Annotated in this window: 14 protein-coding genes; 3 read left to right on the top strand and 11 right to left on the bottom strand. The window is 66.3% G+C overall.

Annotated features, from left to right (window positions below):
* Window positions 1–91: 91 nt before the first annotated feature.
* On the top strand, window positions 92–1441 hold the full coding sequence (locus GCT19_RS34215) for a TAXI family TRAP transporter solute-binding subunit (RefSeq protein ID WP_152854406.1): 1350 nt from the start codon (window positions 92–94) through the stop codon (window positions 1439–1441).
* A gap of 27 nt (window positions 1442–1468) precedes the next feature.
* On the opposite strand, the gene GCT19_RS34210 is transcribed toward GCT19_RS34215, so the two are convergent.
* From GCT19_RS34210 to GCT19_RS34185, 6 genes are all read right to left on the bottom strand, one after another.
* Complete coding sequence (locus tag GCT19_RS34210; RefSeq protein ID WP_152854405.1) at window positions 1469–2368, bottom strand: ProQ/FinO family protein; 900 nt, start codon at window positions 2366–2368, stop codon at window positions 1469–1471.
* A gap of 91 nt (window positions 2369–2459) precedes the next feature.
* Window positions 2460–3824, bottom strand: a complete 1365-nt coding sequence (locus GCT19_RS34205) for an ATP-binding protein (RefSeq protein ID WP_152854404.1) — start codon at window positions 3822–3824, stop codon at window positions 2460–2462.
* On the bottom strand, window positions 3821–4483 hold the full coding sequence (locus GCT19_RS34200) for a response regulator (RefSeq protein ID WP_018434619.1): 663 nt from the start codon (window positions 4481–4483) through the stop codon (window positions 3821–3823). Before GCT19_RS34200 ends, GCT19_RS34205 begins: the two co-directional genes overlap by 4 nt.
* Before the next feature lie 128 nt (window positions 4484–4611).
* Window positions 4612–5445, bottom strand: a complete 834-nt coding sequence (gene hpnK, locus GCT19_RS34195) for a hopanoid biosynthesis-associated protein HpnK (protein ID WP_321576918.1) — start codon at window positions 5443–5445, stop codon at window positions 4612–4614.
* Window positions 5442–6707, bottom strand: a complete 1266-nt coding sequence (gene hpnI, locus GCT19_RS34190; protein ID WP_018434621.1) for a bacteriohopanetetrol glucosamine biosynthesis glycosyltransferase HpnI — start codon at window positions 6705–6707, stop codon at window positions 5442–5444. The genes hpnK and hpnI (GCT19_RS34190) overlap by 4 nt, the downstream gene beginning before the upstream one ends.
* A gap of 19 nt (window positions 6708–6726) precedes the next feature.
* Window positions 6727–7077, bottom strand: a complete 351-nt coding sequence (locus GCT19_RS34185) for a hypothetical protein (RefSeq protein ID WP_018434622.1) — start codon at window positions 7075–7077, stop codon at window positions 6727–6729.
* Window positions 7078–7460: 383 nt separating this feature from the next.
* Between GCT19_RS34185 and GCT19_RS34180 the strand changes: the two genes are divergently transcribed.
* Together GCT19_RS34180 and GCT19_RS34175 are read left to right on the top strand one after the other, a co-directional pair.
* Complete coding sequence (locus GCT19_RS34180) at window positions 7461–8120, top strand: response regulator (RefSeq protein ID WP_013089566.1); 660 nt, start codon at window positions 7461–7463, stop codon at window positions 8118–8120.
* Window positions 8117–9523 carry an ATP-binding protein gene (locus GCT19_RS34175; protein WP_018434623.1) on the top strand — a complete coding sequence of 469 codons (1407 nt, stop codon included), beginning with the start codon at window positions 8117–8119 and terminating at the stop codon, window positions 9521–9523. Before GCT19_RS34180 ends, GCT19_RS34175 begins: the two co-directional genes overlap by 4 nt.
* 56 nt (window positions 9524–9579) lie before the next feature.
* Here GCT19_RS34175 and GCT19_RS34170 read toward each other — a convergent pair whose 3' ends face one another.
* The 5 genes from GCT19_RS34170 to GCT19_RS34155 all read right to left on the bottom strand — a co-directional run bounded on the left by GCT19_RS34170 (window position 9580) and on the right by GCT19_RS34155 (window position 14189).
* On the bottom strand, window positions 9580–10641 hold the full coding sequence (locus GCT19_RS34170) for a lysylphosphatidylglycerol synthase domain-containing protein (protein WP_152854403.1): 1062 nt from the start codon (window positions 10639–10641) through the stop codon (window positions 9580–9582).
* Complete coding sequence (locus GCT19_RS42970) at window positions 10638–10793, bottom strand: hypothetical protein (protein WP_193727478.1); 156 nt, start codon at window positions 10791–10793, stop codon at window positions 10638–10640. Before GCT19_RS42970 ends, GCT19_RS34170 begins: the two co-directional genes overlap by 4 nt.
* Before the next feature lie 26 nt (window positions 10794–10819).
* Window positions 10820–11980, bottom strand: coding sequence for a bacteriohopanetetrol glucosamine biosynthesis glycosyltransferase HpnI (gene hpnI / locus GCT19_RS34165; RefSeq protein ID WP_184247513.1), 1161 nt, complete (start codon window positions 11978–11980; stop codon window positions 10820–10822).
* Window positions 11977–13398: a hopanoid biosynthesis associated radical SAM protein HpnJ gene (gene hpnJ / locus GCT19_RS34160; protein WP_013089571.1), complete on the bottom strand. Its 1422-nt coding sequence runs from the start codon at window positions 13396–13398 to the stop codon at window positions 11977–11979. The genes hpnI (GCT19_RS34165) and hpnJ overlap by 4 nt, the downstream gene beginning before the upstream one ends.
* A 380-nt stretch (window positions 13399–13778) precedes the next feature.
* On the bottom strand, window positions 13779–14189 hold the full coding sequence (locus GCT19_RS34155) for a hypothetical protein (RefSeq protein WP_013089572.1): 411 nt from the start codon (window positions 14187–14189) through the stop codon (window positions 13779–13781).

The raw sequence follows: 14189 nt of genomic DNA, 5'->3' as shown, positions 1-14189 counted from the left end.
CCGCGCGCCCGGTCAATAGAGCGAACCGCCAACGGCAAAGCCCCCCAGCACGGGCGACAATGCCTGCTCCCGGCTTCAGCACGGAGTCTTCATGAAAGCGCAGCGTCCGCGTCCTCCGCACTTTCCCGCCGAACCCACGCGCGCCGAATGGCGCGAGCACCTGCTGCCCTACTTCATCACGGCGCTGCTGATCGCGTTCGCGATCGCGCTGATCGTCTGGATCGCCAATCCGGCGCCGCCGCGCACGATCACGATCAGCGCCGGCCCGCGCGACAGCTCGTTCGTCGTCACCGCGAACCAGTACCGCAAGATCCTCGCGCGCAACGGCATCCGCCTGAACGTGCTCGAATCCGATGGTTCCGTGCAGAACCTGCAACGGCTGCTGGACCCTAAGCAGCAAGTCGATATCGCGTTCGTGCAAGGCGGCGTGGCCCAAGGGCTGGATACGTCGTCGCTGGTGTCGCTCGGCAGCGTGTTCTATGTGCCGATCGTCGTGTTCTATCGCGGCGCTGCCCTCACACAACTGGCGCAGCTCGAAGGCAAGCGGATCGCGATAGGCCGCGAAGGCAGCGGCACGCGGCTGCTCGCGCTGCAACTGCTGGCGGCGAACGGCATCGAGCCCGGCGGCGCGACGACGCTAGTGCCAAGCGACGGCCTGCAGGCCGCTACGCAGTTGGTCGCCGGCGAGGTCGACGCGGCGCTTTTGAGCGGCGATTCGGCGACGCGCGGTCTGATGCTGCGGCTGTTGCGGGTACCCGGCATTTCGGTGATGAATTTTGACGAAGCGAGCGCCTATACGCGTGTGTTTCCGTTTCTCGATCAGATCGACCTGCCGCCGGGCGTGCTCGATCTGAAGCGGCGCATTCCGCCAGAGACCGTCCATCTGATCAGTCCGACGGTCGAACTCGTCGCGCGCAGCACGCTGCATCCAGCGATCTCGGATCTGCTGATCGAGGCGGCGCAGGAAGTGCATGGCGCCGCGGGCCTGTTGCAGCACGCCGGCCAGTTCCCGACCCCGGTCGAGCACGAATACCCGATCAGCGAGGACGCGCAGCGCTACTACCGGACCGGCAAGGGCTTTTTGTATCGGACGCTGCCGTTCTGGCTCGCGAGCATCGGCGATCGCACGCTGGTCCTGCTGTTGCCGGTCGCCGTGCTGCTGTTGCCCGCGATGCGGGTGATTCCGGCGTTGTACCGGTGGCGGGTGCGCTCGCGCATCTATCGCTATTACGGTTCGCTGATCGCGATCGAGCGGCACGCGCTCGCCGGCGCAACCGACGAGGAGCGCACGCAGCTGCTGGGGCAACTGGACGAGATCGAGACGGCGCTGAACCACTTGCGCATGCCGCTAGCGTATGCGGACGCGTTTTATGTGCTGCGGGAGCATGTGGGATTCGTGCGTAGCCGGCTGACGGCTGCGCCGCCCGTCATGGCCTCGTGAACGAGGCCGCGACGGGTGATGCCAGAGTTAGGCTTGGGAGGAAGTGGAGGCTTGCGGTTCGTGTTGCGCGCTGGTTTGCGCCTGGGTGTCCGCGCTGCCGGCGGGATTCGCCGCTATGGTCTCCGGCGTTGCGGCAGCGGCTTCCGCTTGCGCGACCGCCTGTTCCGCGACTGCCGCTGCTTCGGCCTGCGGCTTGTCGGCGGCCGCGTCCCCGGACGGGGTACCGGCATCGGTCGGCGCATGCGCGCTTGCCGTCGCCGTGGCGGCCTTCTGCGCGCCCTTCGCTGCGCGATGCGCGAGCAGGCGCTGCGCACCGGCCGCTTCCTGCGCCGTGACCTTGCCAGCTTCGACGCCCGCCAGATCGACGCGCGCCGCGCCTTCGACGAGGCTCTTCCAGTAGCGCCCGCCACGGCACCACGTCTTGATCGCGTCGCGCAGCTCGGCTTCGGTCAGCGACAGCTCCTTCGCATGCACGACGAGGTCTTCGAAAACGCCGATCTTCAGCGGCAGCTTCGGGGCCGGATTCTTCGGGAAAGCGACCGGGAAGCGCTTTTGCAGACGACCGATCGAGCGCACCACCGGGTCCACCGGCTTGGCGTCCGCCGCCGGCCTGGCGGGCGCGGCGCCCTCGGGTGCGGCATGGCGTGCCGGCTGCGGGCGGCCGGGTCGCGTGCCCGGCTTGCCGTCCGGCCGACCACCGGCCTTCGCGGCCGGCTTACCACCGGGCCGGCCGCCGGGCTTCGCACCCGGATTGGCGCCACGCTCGGCGTTAGAGCCAGGATGTGCCCCAGGATTTGAAGCGGGCTTGCCAGCGGACTTCGAAGCGGGGCGCGCGGCCGATTTGCGATCGGGCTTGCCGGCCGACTCGGCGGCGGCACGCGCCGCGGCCAGTTGCTTCTTCAGTTCAGCGAGTTGTTCGAAACCCATAGTGCACAACCAATCTGTCGATCTGTAAAAATGAGATTGTAGCAGCGCGCGCCTATATGCTTGTGACAACCCCTAGCCGCAGTGACGGTCGTCAATTCGCGGCCGCGACGGGTGCGTCGGCAGCGGGCGCGCGCAGCCCTGTGACCGACACCCGCAAACCGGGCGCGCCGACATTGTTGCGCAGCGACAGCCCGAGCTGATGCCGCTCGGCGATGCGCGCGACGATCGCGAGTCCGAGCCCGCTGCCCTCGCCCTTCGACTCCTCGCCGCGATAGAAACGGTCGAACACGCGCCCGAGCTCCGCCTCCGGAATCCCCGAGCCGCTATCGACGACCTCGAAGCCAACCCGTTCGCCCGTGCGCCGAAGCACCACGTCGACACGGCCGCCCCGCGGCGTATGACGAATCGCGTTATTGATCAGATTGCCTAACAACACGCTGATACTGTGCGGCTCGGCGAGCACCGTATAGGCGTCGTTCGGCGTGCGCGCCTGTTCGCATTCGAGGCCGAGATCGATATCGCGCAGCTCCGCGAGCACGGAACAATCGCTGACCGCCTGCTCGCCAATGCGGCGCAGGCTGACCGGCACCGTCGACGTGACCGGCTGCGCATCTTCGCGCGCGAGCGTCAGCAGTTGCTGCACAAGGTGAATGATCCGGTTCACCCGGCTTGCGACGCGCTCGAGCGTCTGCCCCTCGCCCTTCAGCGAGCCGTCGCGCGACGCCGCCTGCAGTTGCAGCTTCAGCGCCGCGAGCGGCGAGCGCAACTCGTGCGCGGCATCGGCGATGAACGTGCGCTGCGCCTGCGACGCCGTATGCAGCCGTTGCAGCAGATCGTTCAGCGCTTCGACGAGCGGACGGATTTCGACCGGCACGTTGCCGTCGAGCCGCAGCGGTTCGAGCGAATCGATTGAACGCGTCGAGAGCGCGCGCGACAGCCCGCCGATCGGCGCGAGCCCGCGCGCGACCAGCAGCAGCATCAGCGCGATCGTCACCGGCAGCAGCACGCCGAGCGGCCACAGCGTGTGCAGCGCGAGATGCAACGCGAGGTCCTCGCGCACCGAGACCGGCTGCGCGACCTGCACGTAGCGGTCTGGCTGCGCGACGCCGAAGATGCGCCAGTGGTATTCGCCGCGCGGCACCGTGTGGAAGCCCGGCGCCAGACGGTCGAACATCGGCGCCTGCGCGGAGTGATAGACGAGCGTGCCGCTCTTGTCCCAGATCTCGATGACGATGCGGTCGTCGGCGAGATCGCCGAGGTCGGGGTCCCGACGCTCGAGCAGGCCCGCACCGCTGAGCGACGACGGCAGCGACAGCGCGACGGTGCGCAGTTCGTAGTCGAACAGCTCGCTCGCCTCGCGCCGCGCGGTATGGAAGATCGCGAAAGCGGCGACCATCGACGCCACCGCCATGCCGAAGATCAGCCAGCCGAGCAGCCAGCGGCGAATCGACGTCATCCGCACCTCTTCAGGCGGTAGCCGACCCCGCGCACGGTCACGACCTGGTCCGCGCCGATCTTGCGCCGCAGACTGTGCACATGCACTTCGATCGTGTTGCTGCCGACTTCCTCGCCCCAGCCGTACAGCTTTTCTTCGAGCTCGGCCTTCGTGAACACGCGGGTCGGCTCCTCGATCAGCGCCTGCAGCAACGCGAATTCGCGCGGCACCAGCGGCAGCGGCACGCCGTCCTTGGTGACTTCATGCGCGGCGGGGTCGAGCGTCAGTTCGCCGTGGCTGTAGACCGGCTGCTTCTGGCCGGTGCGCCGGCGCAGCAGCGCGCGAATGCGGGCGGCCAGTTCGTCGAGATCGAACGGCTTGATCAGGTAGTCGTCGGCGCCGGCGTCGAGACCGCGGATGCGTTCGTCGATCGCGTCGCGCGCGGTCAGGATGATTACCGGCGCCGCGCCGCCGTTGCGGCGATACGCGTTCAGCACGTCGATGCCGTCTTTTTTCGGCAGGCCGAGGTCGAGCAGCACGAGGTCGTATACGCCGTTGTCGAGCGACAGTTCCGCCGCGCGGCCGTCCTCGGCCCAGTCGATCGCGTAGCCGGCGCGGCGCATCGCGCCCAGCACCGATTCCGCGATCATGTCGTCGTCTTCGACCAATAGCAGGCGCATGGCCTCTCCCCTCGTTCGTGCAGTTTTGGCCTCCGTATTATCGGCCGCGCCAGCTTAACGAACGCTTACGGGTTCTGATGCCGCATCGAGCGGTTTTCCGGGCCTTATGCATTTCGCGAAGCATGGCGCTAGGCAAGCACATCCGCGAACCCGCCGACTCGCGCGCCGAGCGAGCGGATCGCGGCGGCCACCCTGGGTGACAACAGCGCCTGCAACTCGTCGGCATGCCGGTAGTCGTGCATGCCCTCGCTCAGCGCGTCACCGGCCAGCGCCGGATGACAGTAGATCTCGCCGACGCCGTGCGGCAGATTCGCGAGCGCGGCGAGCCAGGCCGCTTCGTCCATGCGTCCGCTCGCGGCGATGCCGACCACGTAGTCGTTGTGCGCGATCCCCGCGCGCTCGAGTTGCGTCTTCACGTGCGCAATCCACGGCCGCAGCCGCAGCGGCGCGTTCGCTTCGAACGGCAGACGCATCGCCTTCATGCCGTAGTCGCGGCCGATGTCGAGGATCAGGCTCAGCACCGTCGGATGCAGATGAAAATGCTTGTGCGTGTTCACGTGGTCGAGCGTGAGGCCGGTCGCGGCGAACGCTTCGAATTGCGCGCGGATTTCGAATGCGAGTTGCCGGCGCACGTGTGGCAGAAAGAAGAAGCGCACGCCGTCGCGCACCATGTTGCTGCCGAAGCGGCCGTTCTCGTCGAGCAGCGCGGCGACCTGCTCGCGCGGCGCCAGCGCGGCGCCGTCGGCCAGCACCAGATGCAGGCCCACGCGTAGTTCCGGCAGCGTATGCGCGCGGGCGACCGCGTCTTTGGCGGCTGGTGCGGCGACCATCAGACTCGCGGCGCGCAGCACGCCGTTGCGATGCGCGCGCTCGACCGCGAAATTGACGCGTTGATGCAGGCCGAAATCGTCGGCGGTGATGATCAGTCCGCGCGGCTGGGCCGGCTTGCCGCGCGCTATCACGTGAGGCTGTCCAGCCGGCCGCTGCGCTCGGCGGACGGCGTGCCGAGCTGCATGCGCTCGCCACGCCACACGACGTGCGAACCGAACGCACTGACGAGCCACTGGAGCGCGAGCAGCGTATCGCGCAACGGCACGAGCGGCAGATCGCGCCAGAACGTGCGCGCGCGGCGCGACGCGCGCAGATGCAGCAGCAGGCGCGCGCCCACGCAGACCGCGGTCGCCGACGCGCTCGCGATCACCGCCGCGAACGGTGCGTGAGCACACGTCGCGAGCGACACGGTCAGCCCTGCGCTGGTCAACAGCCACGGTGTGGGGAAGGTGATCAGCAGCGACACGAAACCCGGGGGATTGACCGAGCGGATCGTGCGCAGCCAGCGCGTTTCGCGCTGCCACAGCGCCGCGAAGGTCGGCTCGATCACGTCGGTGGCGACCATCACGCGCGACAGCACCGTTTGCAGACCGAGCTCGCGCACGTGCTCGGCGAGCCAGTAGTCGTCGGCGAGGCAGTTTTTCAGGGCTTCGAAGCCGCCGATGCGCTCCAGCGTCGCGCGCCGCAACGCGAGGGTCGCGCCGAAACCGAAGCGGCGCGAGCCCATCGCATGAGCAACCCGCACCGACGGCGCGAACCACTCGTTGATGAACAGCGCACCGACGCGCGGCCAGAAGCCGCCGACGCCGCGCGCGACGTACAGACACGTGACCACGCCGACGCTCGGGTCCGCGAGCGGCGCGGCGACGCTGTCGAGATAGTCGGAGTCGACCGCGATGTCGCTGTCGGCGATCACGATCACGTCGTGGCGCGCGCGTGCCGCCATGTTGATCAGGTTGCTGACTTTCAGATTGCTGCCGTGTACGCGTGTGTCGATGGCGAGCTCGATGTCGCACTTCGGATAGGCGGCCTGCAAACGGCGCACCACCGCGATGGCCGGATCGTGCGGCGACGACACGCCCAGCACCAGCTGAAAATGCTGATGCCGCTGCTCGCAGAAGGTCCGCAGATTTTCGTACAGACGCGGCTCGGCGCCGCACAGCGGCTTCAGCACGCTGACGCCGACCTGGGCGAACGGCCCGCCTGGGCCATCGGGCGAACCCATTAGCGAACCGCTGAGCGCGCGATTGACTGCCCTGCCGCCATGATGGTTCGACTTATGCCGCGCGGTGAAAAACGGCATGGCGAGCGCGGCGGCTACCGTGTAGATCGAAGCGCTAACGCAGCCGGCTAACAGAAGCCATTGACATGCAATCAACGCGTGGGCCGCCATCGTGTGTCGTCCGTATCCGTCAGTGCTCGGCCAGCACGAACGGTTGCCCCGTTAGCCGGAGATGAAGCACGACGAGCCACCGGCGCGGACAGTTCGCTGAGATCACGGCGGGCCGTGCGCCGCGCGCAGCGCGAATCGCGTAGTCGCGCCGCACCGCGAGCTCGAAGGCGACCTCGGAAAATTCGCGCGCGATCACCACGCCGCCGATGATCAGCCCGAGCGCGAACAACCTGAAAGATGCCGAAGCGAAAAAAGCGTCAGAGACCGGCACTACAGGCAGCGCGATGCACAGCAGCGCTTCGGTGCCTGCGGCGGTTAGAGACGCGACTAGCAAATGGGCTCGTAGCATGTCGATGGTGACTCGCTTCATAACGTGCCTCGTGCGCGGCCTTGCAGCCTGAGCGGATGCTGGCCATGGGCGGGACTCGTCGATACCGTCCATTGACGCTATTGGCCAGCATAAAGAATGCCTCGCGCGTCGCTCCATCGAAGTCCTTACGATCAGGTTGCGATGGGCTGACGACAACCTGGTCTCGCACATGCATCACGATCTGCGACGACCATTTTATAGCGCGTCGATGGTATCGATTCAAGCTGAAGGAAACCTTAAGCATCCGCGTGGCATAAAGCGGCTAATGAACGGCGTGGTTACACTTCGGAACACTGCAGATTGTTCGTATAGACGCATCAATGTCGCTTGCATAAAAATGCAGGACGTTTCGCAATAAATCTCCACATTGGAATGTTTGCCTCATGCGCTTACTCCTCGTAGAAGACGACGAGCTCATCGGCTGCGGTGTCGAAGCGGGCCTTCGTCAGGCCGGCTTCACGGTCGACTGGGCACGCGACGGCCACAAGGCCAGCCTCGCGCTCGACACGACTCAATATGCATTGGTGGTACTCGACCTCGGCCTGCCGCGCGTGAGCGGCACCGAGCTGCTCAAACGCATGCGCGACGCCGGCAATGACGTGCCGGTGCTGGTGTTGACCGCGAAAGGCACGGTCGTCGATCGGGTCGGCGGTCTCGAAGCGGGCGCCGACGACTATCTCGGCAAGCCGTTCGATCTCACCGAGCTGGTGGCGCGGTGCCGCGCGCTGTTGCGCCGCGCACAAGGTCGCAGTATCGATCTGATTCGTTACCAGAATCTGACAGTGAATCCGGCCGCGCAAACGGTGCAGATCGACGAGGCACGCGTGCCGCTGACATCGCGCGAATGGGCGATTCTGCTGCAACTGCTGACCAATCTCGGCATTCCGCAGTCGCGCTCGCGGCTCGAGGAAAGCCTGTACGGCTGGCAGGAAGAAATCGAAAGCAATGCGATCGAGGTGCATGTGTCGAACCTGCGCAAGAAGCTCGGCGCAAACCTGATCAAGACCGTGCGCAATATCGGCTATGTGATGGAGAAAGAATGATCGGTTCGTCGATCCGGCGGCGCCTCGTGCTGCTCGTGCTCGCGAGCATCGCGCTCGTCTGGGGCGGCGCGCTCGTGTCGAGCTACCGGCAGGCGACGCGCGAAGTCGGCCTATGGGAGGAAGCGCGCCTCGCCGAACTCGCGCAGATGCTCGCGCTGCTCGATGCGACCAATCTGATGACGCTCGCGAATGCGCGCATCGACGTGCGCGAAGAAGAGAAAAGCGGCGAAGCCGGCGCGAACAACTTCGATGACGACGACACGCTGCCGCGCGATGCGCTTTTCCAGGTGCGCACGGCCGACGGCGTCGTGCTGGCAGGCAGCCCGCAACTGCACGTGCTCGGCGCATGGGATTTGCCATTGCCGCCCGCGAGCGGCGCGCAAGACGTGACGCTGGTCGGCGAGCTCTATCACTCGTTCACGTTGCGCGAGACCGCGCTCGGTCACAGCGTACGTGTGTTCGAGCCGGCCAATACCCGCAGCGACCTGGTGAGCGAAATCGCGAGCCGCATCGCGCGGCCCACGCTGATCGCGCTGCCGGTGCTCGCGGTGCTGGTGTGGTTCAGCATTGGCTGGAGCCTCGCGCCGCTGAAGGTGCTATCGGCCGCGCTCAGTTCGCGCGACATCAACCGCATGGAGCCGGTCGGCATCGGCCGCACGCCGCTCGAGGTGCGCCCGCTTGTCGATGCGATCAACCAGATGCTGGCGCGTCTGCAGCATGCGCTCGAACTCGAGCGCGCCTTCACCGCCGATGCCGCGCACGAACTGAAGACACCGCTCGCCGCGATCAAGGTGCAGGCGCAGGTCGCGCTCGCGGAGCCCGACATCGGGCTGCAGCGGCTCGCGATGGAGCGCGTCGTGCAAGGCGTCGATCGCAGCGCGCGGCTCGCCGAGCAGTTGCTGCTGCTCGCGCGGCTCGATGTGCAGGAGAAACTGCCCACCGAGCCGCTGAAGCCCGCGGCGATCGCCAAAGATACGCTGCTCGCGAACCGGCGTAATGCGCAGCAGAAGCACATCAACGTGATGCTGATCGGCGACATGCTCGCCGAGATCGATGCGGAGCCGGTGCTGATCGGCATCCTGCTCGACAATCTGCTCGACAACGCGATCAAATATGGACGTACGGGCGGCAATATCGAAGTGGCGGTGCGCCATGCCGACGAGCACGTGCAGCTGAGCGTGCGCGACGACGGCCCCGGCGTCGAGCCGGACGACCTCGCGCGGCTCACGAACCGCTTTTTCCGCGCGACCGGCAATCAGGCGACCGGCAGCGGGCTCGGTTTGTCGATCGTTGCGCGGATCGCCGAGCATTTCGGCGCGAGTCTGCAGCTAGGCGCCGGAATCGGGGGCCAGGGGCTTGCGGTGCGGGTGTCGTTTCCGGCCGCCTATCGCGCGCCGCGCTGACGGCGTGCGTGCGTCTCGAGACGCGAGCGGGAACAGGGAAACCGCGCGCCGATCGTTCAGCGCCGATCGCCGCCGCGGTTCGCGTCAGCGACGCCCGACCGCTGCTTGGCCAGCCCGGCGCCCACGCCGTGCGGCGCGGCCTGCCGCCGCGCGCTGCCAGACGCCTCGAACAGCTGCCACGCGATCAGGCCCGGCACGAACATCAGCAGATCGCGAATGCGCCGCGCGGCCGCGAGCGCGAGACAGGTCGCGGGATCGAGCCCGAGTGCGCCGCCGATCAGCACGAAAGCGCCCTCCTGCACGCCGAGACCGCCCGGCACGAAGAACGCGGCGCTGCTGACCGCCTGGATCAGCGATTCGATCACGATCGCCTCGACGAGCGTCACCCGCGCGCCGAGAAAATACAGCGCCAACCAGATTTCGAGCGAAGTCAGCACGCATTGCAGCGGCTGCCAGAAGAACAGATAACGCAGCACGACCGCGCGGCGTCGCCAGATCACCTTGATAGATTGATCGATCTGCGCGGACTGGCCGACCAGTGCGGTCAGCTTGCCGCTCGTCATACGGTTCGCCACGCGCGTGAGGCGCTCGAACGGATTCGCATGCTGCACGAGCCCGAACAGCAATAGCAGCGGCGTCAACGCGACCACGCCCCACGCGAGCTGCCCGGCGAGCCGCAGCGCACCCGATTGCGCATTGGCGAACAGAAAGCCGATCCCGACCATCGTGAACATCAGCTGACTGATCAAGGTCAGTTGCATGTCGACGATGGTGCTGGCTACCGCTGTCGATGGCCGGACGCCCCAGCGCTTGAACATGCGGAACGCCACGAGTTCGCCGCCGATTCGCGCAACCGGCAGCATCGAGTTGACCGATTCGCGCACCCATACCAGATGCATCATTTTGCCGAAGCTGGGGCGGTTCGCGCCGCGAATCAGCGAGCGCCAGTCGCAGGCGTTGGCAATCATTGGCAGCAAGTGCGCCAACGCGGCCAGCACGAGGCCCGCACCGGCCGCGCGCAACGCGCTGAGCACCGCGCGCGGATCTTCGCGCCAGACCAGCCACAAAGAGATCAGCAAACCCGCGAGCGCAGCCGCGCGGCCCAGATGCTTCATCATGCGGGCACCTCGCACACGATCTCGATAGATCTGATGCGCCGCACGCCGCGTGCCGCGGCATCGGTTGTCGTTTGCGCCGCCTGTGCCGCCGGGCCGCTGCCGCGCGTCTCCAGGGCGCTCCTGTTGCGCCCGCTCGAAACTTCTTCGCTCATTGCCCGCCCAATCTGCCGTTCGTTCGTCATTCGTCCTGTGCCGCCGACAGCAGCCCGTCGCCGTCGACCTTGAAGCTGAAGCCCCGCCAGATCACCCGCGACGAGCGGAAGCTCGCGACGAAAATCGCAAACGATACGATATCCCATAACGGCAGTAGCCACAGATCGCGGCAGCGCTGACGCAACGCCCGATCCGCGCGCCACTTCAACGCGACACGCGCGAGCACCGCCACTGCCGCGAGCAGCCACGCCCACGGCGCGCCGCCCGAGCACGCGAGCGCCAGCAGCGCGAACGGCAACGGATGCACGAGCGCGGTGCCGAAGTGTCCGAGCGGATCGATGCGCCGGATCGTGCGGCTCCAGCGCAGTTCGTGCGTCACCAGTTGCGCGGCGCTCGCTTCGACACAGGCATGCGCGATCGCGAACGGCGGAATCGTGACCTGCTCGCCCGCCGCGCGCACCGCCGCGCCGATCTCGTAGTCCTCGGCCAGATGCCGCACGAACGGCTTGAAGCCGCCGATGCGCTCGTAGGTGTCGCGCCGCATCGCGATGGTCTGGCCGAAGCACGGCCGCGCGAGCCCGAGCGCGAGTCCGGTGACGACGCCCGGCAGGAACTGGTAGTTGGTGGCGATCGCCGACAACCGCGGCCAGAAACCCGGATCGGGCTGGCCGCGATACGCGCAGGTGACGAGCCCGACGCCCGGCTTCTGCAATTCGCCGACCACGTTGCGCAGATAGTCGGGGCTAACGCACACGTCGCTGTCCGCGAATACGAGCACGTCGTGGCGCGCCTGCGGCAGCATGTTGAGGATGTTGCTGATCTTGCGGTTCGGTCCGTACAGACGCGCATCGGCGACCACGGCGATGTCCGCCTGCGGATGCAGGCGCCGCAGTTCGTCGACGGTTTGCAGCGCGGGGTCGGCGGAGTCGTGCACGCCGAACAGGAATTGCACGGGTCCCGGATAATCCTGGGCGCAGAAGCTCGACAGATTACCGAGCAACGCCCACTCGTTGCCGTGCAACGGTTTGATCACCGTAATGGGCGGAAAGCTCGAGGGAACGGCCACCGCCCTCGCGAAGAAACGCCCTATCAGCGCGCTCGCGAGCACGGTGTAGCCGATGCCGACAACAGCCGCCGCCGCGCACGCGTAGGCGAGCGTGACGGCGGCGATGTGTACGGCGCTCACGCCTCGTGCGCGCGCAGGAAGCGGAAAAACTCGACGCCTTCGCGCAGGCGCCGTTTCATCATGTCCCAGCTCGTCAGCATTTCGCGCAGGATCTCCCAGATCTTCGACGGCCGGAAATAAAAGCGCTTATAGAAGTTCTCGAGCTGATGGTACATCTCGTCGCGCGACAGATGCGGGTAGCCGATCGCCGCCAGCTGCACGCCCTGTTTGCTGACGAGATTGATCACCTTGTTCTCCGCGAGCCAGCCGCTCTCGACCGCCTGGTTATAGAGCCGGGTGCCCGGATACGGCGCGGCGAGCGACACCTGGATGGTCAGCGGATTGATCTCTTTCGCGTACTCGATGGTCTTCTGGATGGTTTCCTGCGTCTCGCCCGGCAAGCCGATAATGAAGGTGCCGTGCACCTTGATGCCGAGCGTGCGGCAGTCCTGCGCGAAGCGCCGAGCGATGTCCGTACGCAGGCCCTTCTTGACGTTCAGCAGGATCTGGTCGTCGCCGGACTCGTAGCCGACCAGCAGCAGGCGCAGGCCGTTTTCCTTCATGATCTTCAGCGTCGAGTAAGGCACGTTGGCCTTCGCGTTGCACGACCACGTGACGCCCAGCTTGCCCATGCCGCGCGCAATTTCTTCGGCGCGTGGCTTGAAATCGGTGAAGGTGTCGTCGTCGAACATGATCTCCTTGACTTCGGGCATGTTGTCGCGAATCCATTTCACTTCCTCGAGCACGTTCTCGACCGAACGCACGCGATAGCGATGGCCGCCGACCGTTTGCGGCCACAGGCAGAACGTGCACTTCGAGCGGCAGCCGCGGCCGGTGTACAGCGACACGTACGGATGCTTCAGGTAGCCGTTGAAGTAGTTCTTGATGGTCAGATCGCGCTTGTAGATCGGCGCGACGAACGGCAGCTCGTCCATGTTCTCGAGGATCGGACGCGCTTCGTTGTGTTCGATCGAGCCGTCGGGGGCGCGATAGCTCAGGCCCAGGATCTGCGAGAACGGCTTGCCCTCGGAGATTTCCTTGCAGGTGTAGTCGAATTCCTCGCGGCAAACGAAGTCGATGGCCTCGGTCGCGATCAGCGAATTATGCGGATCGACCGCAACCTTCGCGCCGACCATGCCGATCAGCAGCGACGGCTTGCGCTTCTTGAGGTCCTGGGCGAACAGTGCGTCGGTCGGGAAGGATGGCGTGCTGGTGTGAATCACCACCAGCTCGTATTGCGAAGCGATGTCGAGCGCGGCTTCGACGGACAGTCCGTCTGCCGTTGCGTCGAGCACGCGGCTGTCGGGGACGAGTGCGGCGGGTTGTGCGAGCCACGTCGGATACCAGAACGAGCGAACTTCACGCTTGGCCTGATAGCGCGAACCCGCGCCACCATCGAAGCCGTCGTACGACGGCGCCTGCAAGAACAGAGTTTTCATGGATGCTCCAGCAAGCCTTTATAGGCGCTTTCAGTTTTCAGTCAGGAATCTATCTGTTCCATTGCCCGAATGCAGGTCGTGAAAGCCTGTGCTCGACCCGCGCGTAGCGGCGGCCGCGGTCCGGAAAGGCCAAGGGCAGTGGCGCAAATAGTACGGAGCAAAGCTGAAGGAAACCTGAAGAATAATACTGCGTTCAGACCGCCCGCGGCATGCTCCGATGAGTCGATTTGTGCGATCGACGCGCTCGTGTAACCGTGTCGCATCGATGTCGTATCGGTGTGGTAAATGCATAGGTTGTCGCGTGGCTTGCGGGCTAGCCCCGCCGGTGTCTCCGACTCACATCACACTCACGGGCGCCAACGCGCGGCCCGACGCGTCGCTTATCGAGCAAGATGTCTCGCCCACTCGAGCCAGCCGAGATTGAGGGCCGCGTTTACCACTACGCCCGTCGCCGACGCGAGCGCGGCGATCATGGTCCAGAAGGCCGAGCGGCGCGCCGCGCGGGCCGACGTGTGGGCGGCGGCTGCCGCGTCGCGCGACGCGCTCGCCGCCGCCTGCGCGATATGCGACGACGCCTCCATGCGCGCGAGCGACCTCAGCGCGAAACCGCGCTCGTCGTCGTGCGTGGCCGCGGCCGCGTCGTGCTCCGCTTCGTCGCGCTGCGCCCGCTCGAACAGATAGCGATGACAGAACGGTGTCAGCGGTTCGTCGGGATAACGCGCAGCGAAGGTTTTTGCATAAGTGGCGCCGCCATTACGCTCGATCTCCGCATACGCGGCGTCCTTATCCAT

The organism is Paraburkholderia atlantica, from assembly GCF_009362785.1.
Classification (GTDB): domain Bacteria; phylum Pseudomonadota; class Gammaproteobacteria; order Burkholderiales; family Burkholderiaceae; genus Paraburkholderia; species Paraburkholderia atlantica.
The sequence above is the reverse complement of the archived record's forward strand: the minus strand, read 5'-3'. Positions and strand labels throughout refer to the sequence as shown.

Bases quoted from the DNA above. Each gene is read 5' to 3' on its own strand.
- GCT19_RS34200 (WP_018434619.1), bottom strand. From the start codon at position 4,483: ATGCGCCTGCTATTGGTCGAAGACGACGACATGATCGCGGAATCGGTG.
- GCT19_RS34205 (WP_152854404.1), bottom strand. From the start codon at position 3,824: ATGACGTCGATTCGCCGCTGGCTGCTCGGCTGGCTGATCTTCGGCATG.
- GCT19_RS34180 (WP_013089566.1), top strand. From the start codon at position 7,461: ATGCGCTTACTCCTCGTAGAAGACGACGAGCTCATCGGCTGCGGTGTC.
- GCT19_RS34155 (WP_013089572.1), bottom strand. From the start codon at position 14,189: ATGGATAAGGACGCCGCGTATGCGGAGATCGAGCGTAATGGCGGCGCC.
- GCT19_RS34210 (WP_152854405.1), bottom strand. From the start codon at position 2,368: ATGGGTTTCGAACAACTCGCTGAACTGAAGAAGCAACTGGCCGCGGCG.
- hpnJ (WP_013089571.1), bottom strand. From the start codon at position 13,398: ATGAAAACTCTGTTCTTGCAGGCGCCGTCGTACGACGGCTTCGATGGT.
- GCT19_RS34170 (WP_152854403.1), bottom strand. From the start codon at position 10,641: ATGATGAAGCATCTGGGCCGCGCGGCTGCGCTCGCGGGTTTGCTGATC.
- GCT19_RS34185 (WP_018434622.1), bottom strand. From the start codon at position 7,077: ATGAAGCGAGTCACCATCGACATGCTACGAGCCCATTTGCTAGTCGCG.
- GCT19_RS34175 (WP_018434623.1), top strand. From the start codon at position 8,117: ATGATCGGTTCGTCGATCCGGCGGCGCCTCGTGCTGCTCGTGCTCGCG.
- GCT19_RS34215 (WP_152854406.1), top strand. From the start codon at position 92: ATGAAAGCGCAGCGTCCGCGTCCTCCGCACTTTCCCGCCGAACCCACG.
- hpnI (WP_018434621.1), bottom strand. From the start codon at position 6,707: ATGGCGGCCCACGCGTTGATTGCATGTCAATGGCTTCTGTTAGCCGGC.
- GCT19_RS42970 (WP_193727478.1), bottom strand. From the start codon at position 10,793: ATGAGCGAAGAAGTTTCGAGCGGGCGCAACAGGAGCGCCCTGGAGACG.